The organism is Nocardioides sp. (genome assembly GCF_035503875.1).
Classification (GTDB): Bacteria; Actinomycetota; Actinomycetes; order Propionibacteriales; family Nocardioidaceae; genus Nocardioides.
This window is the reverse complement of sequence record NZ_DATJTA010000033.1, coordinates 1-13,073: the sequence shown is the minus strand read 5'-3', so window position 1 is coordinate 13,073 and position 13,073 is coordinate 1. Positions and strand designations below refer to the sequence as shown.

Sequence of the window (13,073 nt, the reverse complement as noted above, 5' to 3'; positions counted from 1 at the left end):
GGGCCGCCTCGACGGCCGCGAGTCAGTCGCGCTGGGGTTCTGAGTAGTCCGACCACTTCTCGAGGACCTCAGGGTCCACCGGGTCGGATTCGGCGTGGTCCTCACCGCCGTGCAGCTCTTGTGCCAGCTTCCCGAAGTCCGTCTCGTGAGTGCGGTACTTCAGGTCGCGGGCGACCTTCGTCTGCTTTGCCTTCGCTCGGCCGCGCCCCATAGGGTCAGCCCCCTCGCACGTTGGCCGGGGCACAGTGGCTCCCGGGCTGGTCCTCAGTATTTCACTCGTGGGGCCAACGCTACCTGTTCGGTGGCTGTTCCCGCACACCGAGTGCCCGTTTCGGCGTCCGAACGCCGGAACCCCGGGGAGAAATCGGCTGAAATCACCAACCGGCGTGTTGACCGATGAGCCGGACCCGGCCTCCGTCGGTGTCCGAGGCGCTCACCTCGCCGGCCACCCAGGCCCGGATCCCGAAGCCGTCGAGCAGCGCCACGGCCGCGTCGACGTCCTCCGCCGGCATCATGGCGACCATCCCGACGCCGCAGTTGAGCGTCATCTCGAGGTCGGCCTGCGAGATGTCGCCCACCTTGCGGACCAGGTCGAAGATCGGCTGGGGCGTCCACGTGGTGCGGTCCAGGGTGGCGGTCAGCTCGACGGGCAGCACCCGCTCCAGGTTGGCCGCGAGGCCGCCCCCGGTGACGTGGGACATCGCGTGCGTGGCCGTCCGGTCGGCCAGCGCCAGGCAGGCCTTGGCGTAGATCCGGGTCGGCGTCAGCAACTCCTCGCCCAGCGAGCGGCCGAGCTCCGCGACGTTGCGGTCCAGCTCCCAGCCGGCCTTCTCCAGGAGGACGTGGCGGACCAGGGAGTAGCCGTTGGAGTGCAGGCCGCTCGCCGCCATGGCGACGACCACGTCGCCCGGGCGGACCCGTCCGGGGCCGAGCAGCCGGTCGGCCTCGACCACGCCCGTGGTGGCCCCGGCGACGTCGTACTCGTCGGGGGCCAGCAGGCCGGGGTGCTCGGCCGTCTCGCCGCCCACCAGCGCGCAGCCGGCCTCGACGCACGCCTCGGCGATGCCCTGGACGATCGCCGCGATCCGCTCGGGGACGACCTTGCCCGTGGCGATGTAGTCGGTCATGAACAGCGGCTCGGCGCCGCAGACCACGAGGTCGTCGACGACCATGCCGACCAGGTCGAAGCCGATCGTGTCGTGGACGTCCATCGCCTGCGCGATCGCGACCTTGGTGCCGACGCCGTCGGTGGAGGTGGCCAGCAGCGGACGGGTGTACTTCGTCAGCGCGGAGGCGTCGAAGAGCCCGGCGAAGCCGCCCAGGCCGCCGATCATCTCGGGCCGGCGGGCCTTCTCGATGGAGGCCTTCATCAGCTCGATGGCCCGGTCGGCGGCGTGGATGTCGACGCCGGCCTCGGCGTACGCGTTGCTTCCGGGGACGGCGTTGCTCACAGACGGTCCTTCACGGGTTGTTGAGCACGGGCAGCGCGCGGCCCATGGTCGGGGACTTCAGGGTGGCCTCGAGGAGGTGCTTGCCCAGCAGCGACTCGTCGGGCAGCTCGACGGGGTACTCGCCGGTGAAGCAGGCGCGGCACAGCGTCTCCTTCGGCTGGCCGGTGGCCTCCACCATGCCGTCGAGCGAGATGTAGCCGAGGGTGTCGGCGCCGACGCTGGCGGCGATCTCCTCCGGGGTGAGGCCGTTGGCGATCAGCTCGGCACGGGTGGCGAAGTCGATGCCGTAGAAGCACGGCCACTTCACCGGCGGGCTGGAGATGCGCACGTGCACCTCGCGCGCGCCCGCCTCGCGCAGCATCCGCACCTGGGCGCGCTGGGTGTTGCCGCGCACGATCGAGTCGTCGACCACCACGACCCGCTTGCCGCGGATCATGTGCTCCAGGGCGTTGAGCTTGAGGCGGATGCCGAGCTGGCGGAGCGTCTGGCTCGGCTGGATGAACGTGCGGCCGACGTAGGCGTTCTTGACGAAGCCCTGGCCGAACGGGATGCCCGACTCCTCGGCGTACCCGGCCGCGGCGGGGGTGCCGGACTCGGGGACCGGGATCACGAGGTCGGCCTCGACGGGGAACTCGCGGGCCAGCTGGCGGCCCATCTCGACGCGCGACTCGTGGACGCTGCGGCCGCTGATGGTGGCGTCGGGGCGGGCGAGGTAGACGTACTCGAAGACGCAGCCCTTGCGGTCGGGCTCCGCGAACTTGTGCGAGCGCAGGCCCTGCTCGTCGATGACGATCATCTCGCCCGGCTCGACCTCGCGGACGACGCTCGCGCCGATGGTGGCCAGCGCGGCGTCCTCGGAGGCGACGACCCAGCCGCGGTCGAGGCGGCCCAGGACGAGCGGACGGATGCCCTGCGGGTCGCGGGCGGCGTACAGGGTGTTCTCGTTCATCCACACGAAGCAGAAGGCGCCGCGCAGCTTGGGCAGCACCTCGAGCGCCCGCTGCTCCAGCGAGGTGTCCGGGTGGTGGGCGAGCAGCGCCGTGACCAGCCCGGTGTCGTTGGTGGAGGTCTCCTGCGGGCGGGTGTGCAGGTCGAGCTCGTCCTCGGGGCCGGGGAGGTCCTCGACCAGCTGCGAGAGCTCGTGGGTGTTGATCAGGTTGCCGTTGTGGCCCAGCGCGATGGAGCCGTCGGCGGTGGGGCGGAACGTCGGCTGGGCGTTCTGCCAGGTGCTCGCGCCGGTCGTGGAGTAGCGCGAGTGGCCGATGGCGACGTGGCCGTTGAGCGAGGCCAGCGTGGTCTCGTCGAAGACCTGGGAGACCAGGCCCATGTCCTTGTAGACCAGGATCTGGCGCCCGTTCGAGACCGCGATGCCCGCCGACTCCTGGCCGCGGTGCTGCAGCGCGTAGAGCCCGAAGTAGGTCAGCTTGGCGACGTCCTCCCCCGGCGCCCAGACTCCGAAGACGCCGCAGGCGTCCTGCGGACCCTGGTCCTGGGGATCGAGGGCGGCGGTCAGCCGGCCGTCGCCTCCCCTGCGTGAGCTGCCATGGCTGCTGAGGTACGGCACCCCGCAACTGTACCGACGAGGCACCCCAGAACCCGCTTCGTCGTGCCCAAGGTCACCCGGTCGGCCTCCCGGCGTCGGTGGTCGCCCGTACCATCGTCCCTGCTCCCTTCCCGGCACCTCCCTGGAGGCCCCCCGTGCCCTCACCCCCACCAGCGGCGGCGCGCGGCGGCGCGCGGCCCGGCCCCGGCGACGACGCGCTCCAGCTGATCGCGGAGGGGATCACGGCGATCGCGGGCTGGGGCGTCGCCGCCATCAGCGTCGTGCGCGACGACGGCCAGATGCAGGTGATGGCCGTCGCCGGCAACGAGGACGCCCGTCGCCAGCTCGAGGGAAGCCGCACCCCCATCGAGGGGCTGCTCGCCGAGCTCGAGAAGGCCGACGACTGGGGGCTGCTGAAGTTCGTGCCTCACGAGCGGCTCGACCTCGGGGAGGGCGAGTGGGGCTGGGTGCCCGACATCGAGCCGCTCGACGTCCCCGACGCCTGGCACCCGATGGACCTGCTGGTGGCCCCGCTGCGCGACCACGACGGCACGCTGCGCGGCACCCTCTCCATCGACCTCCCCGCCGACGGCCGGCGCCCCGGCCCCGACCAGCGGCGGGTGCTCGAGACGTACGCCGAACAGGCCGCCCGCGCCGTACTCACGGCGTTGGAGCGGGAGGAGCTCGCCGCGCAGGTCCGGCTCGCCGACACCGCCCGGCGGATCGTGCGGCAGGCGTCCGGCCAGCGCTCCCTCGAGCACATCCTGGAGACCTCGCGCCCCGCTCTGGTCGAGGGCTTCCGCGCGCTGGGCATGTGGATCCAGACCTTCGACGAGGACGGCCTCGGCAAGGGCAGCGTCTACTCCGCGGACGGGACGACCGTCGTCCTCCCCGACGAGCTGGTGTCGATCGCGGAGAACGCCGCCCGGGACCTGTGGACCGACCAGCAGGTCACCGTCGTCGCCGAGGGCCGGTCGTTCGGCCTGCTGACCGAGCAGCAGGGGCAGCAGATCATCGACTTCCTGGCCTCCATCGGCGTCGGCTCGATCCTCTTCGTCCCCCTCGGCGCCGGCCACGAGTGCCTCGGCAACCTCGTGTTGACCCGGCCGGTGCACGCCCCCGGCTGGACCGAGACCGAGGCGGCCGCCGCGCTCGACGTGGGCCGCGACCTCGGCGGGGCCATCCTCAACGTGCGCGCCTACGAGCGCGAGCACCGGCTGGTCAAGCAGCTGCAGGAGCTCGACACCTACCGCACCCAGCTGATCGCGACCCTGTCGCACGAGCTGAAGAACCCCCTGACCTCGGTGCTCGGCCACCTGGAGATCCTCGAGTCCGTCGACGGCCTCCCCGGGCCGGTCCGGACCTCGCTGAGCGCGATGGAGCGGGGTGCGCGACGCCTGGGCCGGGTGGTCGACGACCTGCTGCTGCTCGCCCAGGTCGGCGACCCCGACCACCCCGTCGCCGCCCGCCCCGTCGACCTGCGCACGATCGTCGAGGACGTCGTGGAGCTGACCGCGGTCGAGGCCGAGCGCCGCCACCTCAGCGTCGCCGTACTCGCCGGCGCCGACCAGGTGCTCGCGAACGGCGACGCGACCGAGCTCGACCGGGTCGTGTCCAACCTGGTCAGCAACGCGCTGAAGTACACCCCCGAGGGCGGCCACATCTCCGTCTCGGTCACCTCCACCGACGACGGCCAGGTCGAGCTGGTCTGCTCCGACGAGGGTCTGGGCATTTCCCCCGAGGACCAGGAGCAGCTCTTCACCGAGTTCTTCCGCTCCTCCAACCCCGCCGCCGTCTCCCAGCCCGGCACCGGCCTCGGCCTCGCCATCGTCAGCCGGATCGTCCAGCGCCACGGCGGCCGGATCGTGGTCGAGTCCGAACTGGGGAAGGGCAGCACGTTCCGCGTCTTCCTGCCGTCCGCCTGAGCCGGCCGAGGTCGACCGACCCACTCACCGGGTTTCGAGGCTCGGGCCTGGAGGCCCTCACACCTCAACCACCGGCGCGTCCCCCGACGCTGGTTGAGGTGCTCCGGAGCGACGAAACCCAGCGAGCCGACAGCCGACGCCGACTCTCGACAAGACGGGCCTGGAGGCCCTCACACCTCAACCACCGGTGGGTCCCCTGACGCTGGTTGAGGTGCTCCGGAGCGACGCAGGAGCGGAGGAGCCTCGAAACCCGGCGAGCCGAGAGTCGGCCTCGATCGATGACGTCGTACGTCTCACCGGGTGTCGAGGCTCGCTTCGCTCGCATCTCAACCGGCGTTGGTGCCCAGGTTCCGCAGCAACAGCGCCTCGGCGAGCACGACCCGCTCGAACTCGGCGAGGTGCAGGCCCTCGTTGGCGCCGTGGGCGCGGGTGTCGGGGTCCTCGACGCCGGTGACCAGCACGCTGGCCTCCGGGAACGCCTCGAGGAACTCGGCGATGAACGGGATCGAGCCGCCGACGCCCATGTCGACGGGCGCGGTGCCGTCCCAGGCCTCGGTGAACGCGGCGCGCGCGGCGTCGTACGCCGGCCCCTGGGCGGGGAGCGCGATCGGCTCGCCGGTGTCGACGACGGTGGTCGAGAGCGACGCGCCCCACGGGACGTTGGCCCGCAGGTGCTCCTCGAGGCGCGCGACGGCGTTCTCGGCGGTGTCGCCGGGGGCGATCCGGATCGTGACGCGGGCGCGGGCGACCGGGCTGAGGGTGTTGGAGGCGCCGGCGACCTTGGGGGCGTCGAAGCCGGTGACGGTGATGGCGGGCTGGGTCCACAGCCGCTCGACGGCGGGACCCTGCCCGACCCACGACAGCCCGTCGATCGCACCGGACTCGGCGCGCAGGCGCTCCTCGGGGTACTCCACGTCCGCCGCCGGGCCGCTCGCCAGACCGGCCACCGCGGGCGCGCCGGACTCGTCCCACAGGGTGTCGAGCAGCCGGATCAGCGCCATGATCGCGTCCGGCGCGAGGCCGCCCCACATGCCGGAGTGCACGGCGTGGGTGAGCGTGCGGAGTTCGACGTCGACGCGGATCAGGCCGCGCAGGCTGGTCGTCAGGGCGGGTACGCCGATGTCCCAGTTGCCCGAGTCGGCGATCACGATGACGTCGGCCTTCAGCCGGTCCTGGTACTGCTCGAGCAGCTGCGGGAGGGTCGCGCTGGCGACCTCCTCCTCGCCCTCGATGAACAGCCGGACGGTGACGGGCAGGTCGTCGCCGAGCGCGCGGAGGGCGCCGACGTGGGCCATGATCCCGGCCTTGTCGTCGGCGGCACCGCGGCCGTAGAGACGGCCGTCGCGCTCGGTGGGCTCGTACGGCGGGGAGTCCCAGTCGGCCGGGTCGTTCTCGGGCTGGACGTCGTGGTGGGCGTAGAGCAGCACGGTCGGCGCGCCCGCGGGACCCTTCTTCTCCCCGACGACGGCCGGAGGCGCACCGTCGAAGGCGCGCACGATCTCGGCGTCGACGCCCTCGGCCCGGAACAGCTCCAGGGTCCGCTCGGCGCTCTTCTCGACCTCGCTCAGCCGCTCGGGGTCGGCGCTGACCGACTGGATCCTCACCAGGTCCTCGAGGTCCGCCCGGACGGACGGGAGGACGGCCTGCACCCGGTTGCGGATCTCTTCGCTCATGCGCTCGACACTAGGTCAGCGGCAGGTACGGCGTCAGGTCGGCCCGCTCGCCGCTCGCTCGCACCGCGGCGGTCGACTCCGCGTCGGCCCAGGCGAGCTCGCCGGTGGCCAGCGCGATCCAGGTCGCGGCGTCGGTCTCGATCACCGCCGGCGGCGTACCCCGGGTGTGCCGGACGCCGGGGATGACCTGGACGGCGGCGTACGGCGGGACCCGCACCTCGACGGAGTGCCCCGGCGCCCGCTGCTCCAGGACGGCCATGAAGTGCTTGACCAGCAGCCGGAGGTCGCCGCGCTCGGCGGTGTCGGAGCCGACCCGGGCGAGGGCGGCGGAGACGTCGGCGGGATCGGCGGGACGGAGTCGAGCGGGCACCCGCCCATTGTCCCGGATCAGGCCGCGGCGTACGCCGCCCGTGCGGACCGGGCCACCAGCGCGAGGGGCAGCACCATCAGCAGGGCGAGCTCGAGCCACAGCAGCGGCTCCGCCCCGTTCGACATGGCGGTCATGGTCACCCCGGTCACGATCACGAGGACCGCCGCCGTGAGCGTCGAGGCCGAGACGGTGCGCAGCATCCAGGGAGCCGGCCGGACCCAGCGCTGGCCGATCCCGGTGAGGACCAGACCGGCGACCGCGACCAGCAGCGCGACGAACCCGCCCTGCTCCACCAGCGCGTCGAGCAGGCGGTACACCAGGGTGTCCGGCGCCTCCGAGTGCGCCGTCTGCGCCAGCGCGAGGCCGCCGTCCCACAGGAAGGCCTGGGGCACGCAGGCCAGCACGAACAGCAGCAGCGACCGGCGGGCGGCCGCGACGCCCAGCGTCGCCTGGAGACCGGGGGCGACCTCGGCCACGGTGCCGAAGTCGCGGCGGGCCAGCGCGGCGGCCGCGGGCTCGTCGTACCCGGCCGCGACGTAGGCCTCGGTCGCGTCCTCGAGGTGGTCGGCCACCTCCCGCAGCAGGTCGCGGCGCGCGCGCCGCGGGCCGGCCAGGGTGGCGTCGAGCCGACGGAGGTAGGCGTCGGTCATGCCGCCCAGCGTGCCGGAGACGACGGGCGCCGCGCCATCGGGGAAGACCCTGAGAAGGCTCACGTCGCCGGTCCCAGCACGTCGCCGACGACGCGCGTGAAGTCGACCCAGGCCGCGCGCTCGGCGGCGAGCGCCTTCCGGCCGCTGCGCGAGAGCGTGTAGGTACGGCGCCGCCGGCCGCTCGCGTCCGACCACGAGCTGTCCAGGTGGCCGGCCGCCTCCAAGCGCCGCAGCGCGGGATAGACGGTGCCGGTCGGCAGGTCGAGCGCGCCGCCGCTGCGAGCGGCCAGCGCCTCGATGATCGCGTAGCCGTGCAGCGGCCCGCGCTCCAGCACGGCCAGGATCAGCGCGTCGAGGTGCCCGCGCAGGGCGTCGGCCTTCATGTAGACAGCCTACTCTTCTTCTGCTTACGTTGTCTGCCTACATGTAGTCCGGCTACGCGAGGAGCGAGGATGACCGAGACCCGGATGACCCGGCTGGCCGCCTGGTCGCAGCGGCACCACTGGACGGCGATCGTGCTATGGGTCGGGATCTCGGTCGCGTCGTCGGCCGTCGGGAGCGACTACAAGAACGACTTCACGCTTCCCGGCACCGAGTCCCAGGCGCTGCTCGACGCGTACGCCGAGCACGCGCCCGACCGTGAGGGCGACGCCATCACCGTCGTCGTCCAGTCCGACGCCGGGATCGACCAGGTCACCGACGAGGTCGACGCGCTGGTGGCCGACCTGGAGCCGCTCGACCACGTGGCCGCCGTCCAGGCGCCGGATCCGCAGGGCGGGACGGTGTCCCCGGACGGGCAGCTCGGCCTGGTCACGGTCGTGCTCGACGACCAGGCGGGCGTCGTACCCACCGAGGCCAAGGAGGCGGTCCTCGACACCGCCCAGGCGCACGAGTCCGACACGGTCCGGATCGAGCTGTCCGGCGACGCCGTGCGCGAGATCCAGGAGAGCGAGGCCGGCGGCGCCGCGGAGGGCGCGGGCATGCTGGCCGCGCTGGTGATCCTGCTCTTCCTCTTCGGCTCGCTGCTGGCGGCCTCGCTGCCGCTGATCACGGCGATCTTCGCGGTCGGGACCACCTTCGGGGTGGTCGCGATGGCCTCGCACTTCGCGACGATCCCGGACTACACCGCGCCGATCCTGGTGCTGATCGGCCTCGGCGTCGGCATCGACTACGCGCTGCTCGTCTTCGCCCGCTACCGCTCGGAGATCCTGCACGGCGCCAACCGGTCGGCCGCCGCCCGGACCGCGCTCGACACCGCCGGCCGCTCGGTGCTCTTCGCCGGCATCACCGTCGTGATCGCCCTGCTCGGGCTCTACACGCTCGGCCTCGGGTCACTGGAGGGGATCGCCCTCGCGGTCACGCTCACCGTGCTGATGACGATGCTGGCCGCCCTCACCCTGTTGCCGTCGCTGCTGACGATCTTCGGCCCCCGGCTGGAGCGGAGCATCCGCAAGCGCGCCGCGCGCCAGCGCCGCGAGCCCGGCCGCCGCTGGCGCGCCTGGGCCGACGTCGTCGCCCGCCGGCCGTGGGTCGCCCTCGCCGTCGCCGCGGTCGCGCTGGTCGGTCTGTGCGTGCCCGCACTGTCGATGCAGCTCGGCTTCGCCGACGCCGGCAACGACCACCCGAGCACCACCAGCCGCCAGGCCTACGACCTGGTCGAGGAGCACTTCGGGCCGGGCGCCAACGGCCCGCTGGTGGTCGCGACGCAGGGCGACCAGGCGGACGCGGAGGCGGCGTACGACGTCCTCGTGGCCGATCCCGGCGTGGCCGGGGCGACCCCGCCCCAGGCCTCCCCGGACGGCGAGCTGTTCACCTCGCTGGCCTTCCCGACCACCTCTCCCCAGGACGAGGCGACCACCGAGCTGGTGCAGCGGCTCCGTGAGGACCTCCCCGACGCCGCCCTGGTCGGCGGACCGACCGCGGCCGCCGTCGACTTCTCCGACGCCGTGGCCGAGCGGTTCCCGCTGTTCGTCGGCGTGGTCGTCGGGCTGTCCGCGCTGCTGCTGCTGATCGTCTTCCGGTCGGTCGCGATCGCCGTCAAGGCTGCGGTGCTGAACCTGCTGTCCATCGGAGCGGCGCTCGGCGTGATGGTGCTGGTGTTCCAGGACGGCCGCCTGATGGCCGAGCCGGGACCGATCGAGGCCTTCGTGCCGGTGATGACGTTCGCGATCGTCTTCGGTCTCTCGATGGACTACGAGGTCTTCCTGGTCTCGCGGATGCACGAGGAGTGGGTACGCAGCGGCGACCCGGCGGCCGCCGTACGCGAGGGTCTGGCGCGGACCGGCGGCGTCATCACCGCGGCGGCCGCGATCATGATCGTGGTCTTCGGCGCCTTCGTGTTCTCGCCCGACCGGATGCTGCAGATGTTCGGCCTCGGGCTCGCCGCGGCGGTGCTGATCGACGCGCTCGTCATCCGCTGCCTCGTCGTCCCGGCCGTGCTCACGGTCCTCGGCCGGCGGGCCTGGTGGTCGCCGAGCTGGTTGACGCGGGCTCCGGCGCTGCGGGTGGAGTAGGGGGTCAGCGGCGGGAGTCCCAGGTTCATCACGGTATGCAGACGAGCCGACACTCCCCATGGCGTGCCCACCGTGGGGAGTGTCAGTTCCCCGACATACCGTGATGAACCTGAGGCGGCCCGCCCCCACCGCCTCACCCCGATCCGTTCGACGCGGCACGCCCGAAGCGCTCGGCCACGTCGGCGATCTTCTCCCGCAGCTCGGGTGGGCTTTCCACCGTGAAGTCCGCACCCACCTGGGCGAGGACCATCACCGGCCACTGCAGGTCGTCGACGTTCATCTCCAGCAGGCAGCCGTCCTCCAGCTCCGTCGCCGTGCCCCACTGGTGGACCGCCCGCTGGACGACCTCGGCCGGCGCCTGGACGCGGGCGCGGACGGCGTACCGCTGGGGCATCCGGCGGATGCCCGCCTGCACGAAGCTCAGCGCGTCCTCGGCGGGCAGCTCGCGCGGGCGGAACCGGCCGCCGGTGAGCTCCGGCGCGGAGATCCGGTCGACCCGGAAGTTGCGCCAGTCCTGGCGGTCGCGGTCGTAGGCGACGAGGTACCAGCGCCGGCCGAGCGAGACGAGCCGGTGCGGCTCGACCCGGCGCTCGGTCGGCTCGGCGTCGCGGGCGGTGTAGCCGAACCGCAGCGGCTCGTCGTCGCGGCAGCCCTGCGCGAGGGTCGTCAGCACGGTCGCGTCCACGACCGGCCCGCCGCCCCAAGTGAAGTTCTCGGTCTGGGTCCGCAGCGCGTCGAGCTGGCGGCGCAGGCGCGGCGGCATCAGCGCGATCACCTTCGTCAGCGCCTGCACGGAGGTCTCCTCCATGCCGGCGACCGCGCCCGCGGCGGCGGTGCGGAGCCCGACCGCGATCGCGACGGCCTCCTCGTCCTCGAGCAGGAGCGGCGGCAGCTGACCGCCGGCCCGCAGCTGGTAGCCCCCGGACACGCCGCGGACCGCGTCGACGGCGTACCCCAGCTCGCGGAGCCGGTCGATGTCGCGGCGCAGCGTGCGCGGGCTGACGTCGAGGCGCTCCGACAGCTCGCCGCCGGGCCAGTAGCGGTGGGTCTGCAGCAGCGAGAGCAGCCTGAGCATCCGGGCGCTGGTCGTCATGTCGTCAGACTAGATCCGATTGCGGACAGGAACTGACCTCTTTCGTTCCTAGCGTGGTTCCCATGATGATCCGAACCCGCGGACTGACCCGCCACTTCACCCGTCACCAGCAGACGGTCGAGGCCGTGCGCGGCCTCGACCTCGACGTCCGGGAGGGCGAGCTCGTCGCCTTCCTCGGACCCAACGGCGCCGGCAAGTCGACGACGCTGCGCATGCTCACCACCCTGATCGCCCCGACCTCCGGCACCGCCGAGGTCGCGGGGTACGACGTCGTCCGCGACCAGCGCGACGTACGCCGCAGCATCGGGTACGTCGGCCAGGGCAACGGCGCCGGCCACCAGCAGCGGGGCCGCGACGAGCTGGTCAGCCAGGCCCGCTCCTTCGGGATGTCGCGCGCGGCCGCGCGGGCACGCGCCGAGGAGCTGCTCGACGCCTTCGACCTCACCGAGCACGCGGGCCGTCCGGTCTCCACGCTCTCCGGCGGCCAGCGACGGCGCCTCGACATCGCGATCGGGCTGGTGCAGTCGCCGCGGGTGATGTTCCTCGACGAGCCCTCGACCGGCCTCGACCCCCAGAACCGGGTCAACCTGCAGGAGCAGGTCCGCCGGCTGCACCACGAGCGCGGCACCACGATCGTGCTGACCACGCACTACCTGGAGGAGGCCGACGCGATCGCCGACCGGGTCGTCGTCATCGACCACGGTCTGGTGATCGCCGACGACACCGCGACCGCGCTGAAGTCCGGCCTCGGCGACCTGGTCACCCTCGCGCTGGCGACCGAGTCCGACGCCGTGGCCGCGGCCGAGCACGGCTCGCGTCGCCTGCCCGGCGCGTCGGTGGACCGCACCGGCACCGTCGTACGACTCCGGGCGCCGCGCGCCTCGGAGGCCGCGCCGGGACTGGTCACCGACCTCGCCGGCGCGGGCGTCGGCATCACGCGCATGGAGGTCGCGAGCGCCACCCTCGACGACGTCTTCCTCGACCTCACCGGCCGCAGCCTGCGCGAGAGCAACGAGACCAGCACCCCCGACCTCGAAGGAGCCGTCGCATGAGCACCGCCACCACCCTTCCCTCCCCCGGGTTCGTCCTCGACACCTGGAACGTGATGACCCGCGAGCTGCGCCCGGTCCTCCGCGAGCCCGCCTCGGTGCTGTTCGCGATGGTGCAGCCGCTGGTCTTCCTGGCCCTGTTCGCCCCGCTGCTGCCCGACACCGGCGACGGGTCGGCGCTGCAGTGGTTCGTGCCCGGCATCGTCGCGATGACCACGCTGATGGGGGCCACGTTCACCGGCGCCAACCTGATGCAGGAGATGGTGACCGGGTCGCACGAGCGGCTGCTGGTCTCGCCGCTGTCGCGCTCGTCGCTGCTGGTCGGGCGGGCGCTGAAGGAGATCGTGCCGATGCTCATGCAGACCGCGATCATCGTCGCCGTCTGCACGCCGTTCTCCTTCGACCTGCACCTCGGCGGGATCCTGGTCGCGGTGGTGATCCTGGCCGGGTTCAGCATCGGCATCGGCGCGCTGTCCTTCGCGCTCGCGCTGGCCGCCAAGGACCAGGACTGGCTGTTCTGGACCGTCCAGCAGACGGTGATCTTCCCGCTGCTGCTGCTCGCCGGCGTGCTGCTGCCGCTCGAGGGCGCTCCGGGCTGGCTGCAGCTCCTGTCCGACCTGAACCCGCTCACGTACGTCGTCGAGGCGGTCCGGCCGCTGTTCGCGGGCGAGTACCCGCTCGACACCATCGGGGCCGGACTGCTCGCGTCGGCCGTGGTCGCCGTACTCGGGCTGGTCGTGGGGCTGCGGGCGATGCGCGCGTCGTCCTGAGCCCCGGGTCGTGCCCCCGAGCGTGCGCTCCGGCGC

Annotated in this window: 12 protein-coding genes; 4 read left to right on the top strand and 8 right to left on the bottom strand. The window is 72.9% G+C overall.

The genetic code is table 11. The annotated features are described in order from the left end of the window. Positions 1-22: 22 nt before the first annotated feature. The 3 genes from VMF51_RS07805 to purF all read right to left on the bottom strand — a co-directional run bounded on the left by VMF51_RS07805 (position 23) and on the right by purF (position 3,015). Positions 23-211, bottom strand: coding sequence for a DUF3073 domain-containing protein (locus VMF51_RS07805; RefSeq protein ID WP_325473850.1), 189 nt, complete (start codon positions 209-211; stop codon positions 23-25). A gap of 163 nt (positions 212-374) precedes the next feature. After that, positions 375-1,451 (bottom strand): phosphoribosylformylglycinamidine cyclo-ligase, encoded by a 1,077-nt coding sequence (purM, locus tag VMF51_RS07800; protein ID WP_325473849.1) that lies wholly within the window; start codon positions 1,449-1,451, stop codon positions 375-377. A 10-nt stretch (positions 1,452-1,461) separates the two neighbouring features. Next, positions 1,462-3,015: an amidophosphoribosyltransferase gene (gene purF / locus VMF51_RS07795; protein WP_325473848.1), complete on the bottom strand. Its 1,554-nt coding sequence runs from the start codon at positions 3,013-3,015 to the stop codon at positions 1,462-1,464. 134 nt (positions 3,016-3,149) lie between these two features. On the opposite strand from purF, the gene VMF51_RS07790 reads away from it, so the two are divergent. Beyond that, positions 3,150-4,919: a HAMP domain-containing sensor histidine kinase gene (locus VMF51_RS07790; protein WP_325473847.1), complete on the top strand. Its 1,770-nt coding sequence runs from the start codon at positions 3,150-3,152 to the stop codon at positions 4,917-4,919. Between the two features lie 326 nt (positions 4,920-5,245). On the opposite strand, the gene VMF51_RS07785 is transcribed toward VMF51_RS07790, so the two are convergent. From VMF51_RS07785 to VMF51_RS07770, 4 genes are read right to left on the bottom strand one after another with little or no spacing between them, the layout of a single operon-like run. Further along, positions 5,246-6,592, bottom strand: coding sequence for a dipeptidase (locus tag VMF51_RS07785; RefSeq protein WP_325473846.1), 1,347 nt, complete (start codon positions 6,590-6,592; stop codon positions 5,246-5,248). Between the two features lie 10 nt (positions 6,593-6,602). Continuing rightward, positions 6,603-6,962, bottom strand: a complete 360-nt coding sequence (locus tag VMF51_RS07780; protein ID WP_325473845.1) for a sterol carrier family protein — start codon at positions 6,960-6,962, stop codon at positions 6,603-6,605. A gap of 17 nt (positions 6,963-6,979) precedes the next feature. Beyond that, positions 6,980-7,675 carry a permease prefix domain 1-containing protein gene (locus VMF51_RS07775; protein WP_325473844.1) on the bottom strand — a complete coding sequence of 232 codons (696 nt, stop codon included), beginning with the start codon at positions 7,673-7,675 and terminating at the stop codon, positions 6,980-6,982. Continuing rightward, entirely contained in the window at positions 7,672-7,995 is a 324-nt protein-coding gene (locus VMF51_RS07770; protein WP_325473843.1) for a PadR family transcriptional regulator, read from the bottom strand. Before VMF51_RS07770 ends, VMF51_RS07775 begins: the two co-directional genes overlap by 4 nt. 69 nt (positions 7,996-8,064) lie before the next feature. On the opposite strand from VMF51_RS07770, the gene VMF51_RS07765 reads away from it, so the two are divergent. After that, entirely contained in the window at positions 8,065-10,125 is a 2,061-nt protein-coding gene (locus VMF51_RS07765; protein ID WP_325473842.1) for an MMPL family transporter, read from the top strand. A gap of 133 nt (positions 10,126-10,258) precedes the next feature. Here the strand turns inward: VMF51_RS07765 and VMF51_RS07760 are convergent, their stop codons facing one another. After that, positions 10,259-11,218 (bottom strand): YafY family protein, encoded by a 960-nt coding sequence (locus VMF51_RS07760; protein WP_325473841.1) that lies wholly within the window; start codon positions 11,216-11,218, stop codon positions 10,259-10,261. 62 nt (positions 11,219-11,280) lie between these two features. On the opposite strand from VMF51_RS07760, the gene VMF51_RS07755 reads away from it, so the two are divergent. Then, the gene (locus tag VMF51_RS07755) at positions 11,281-12,270 is read left to right on the top strand and encodes an ATP-binding cassette domain-containing protein (protein ID WP_325473840.1); all 990 of its coding nucleotides are present in this window, start codon (positions 11,281-11,283) and stop codon (positions 12,268-12,270) included. Next, the gene (locus VMF51_RS07750; RefSeq protein WP_325473839.1) at positions 12,267-13,037 is read left to right on the top strand and encodes an ABC transporter permease; all 771 of its coding nucleotides are present in this window, start codon (positions 12,267-12,269) and stop codon (positions 13,035-13,037) included. Before VMF51_RS07755 ends, VMF51_RS07750 begins: the two co-directional genes overlap by 4 nt. Positions 13,038-13,073: the final 36 nt, after the last annotated feature.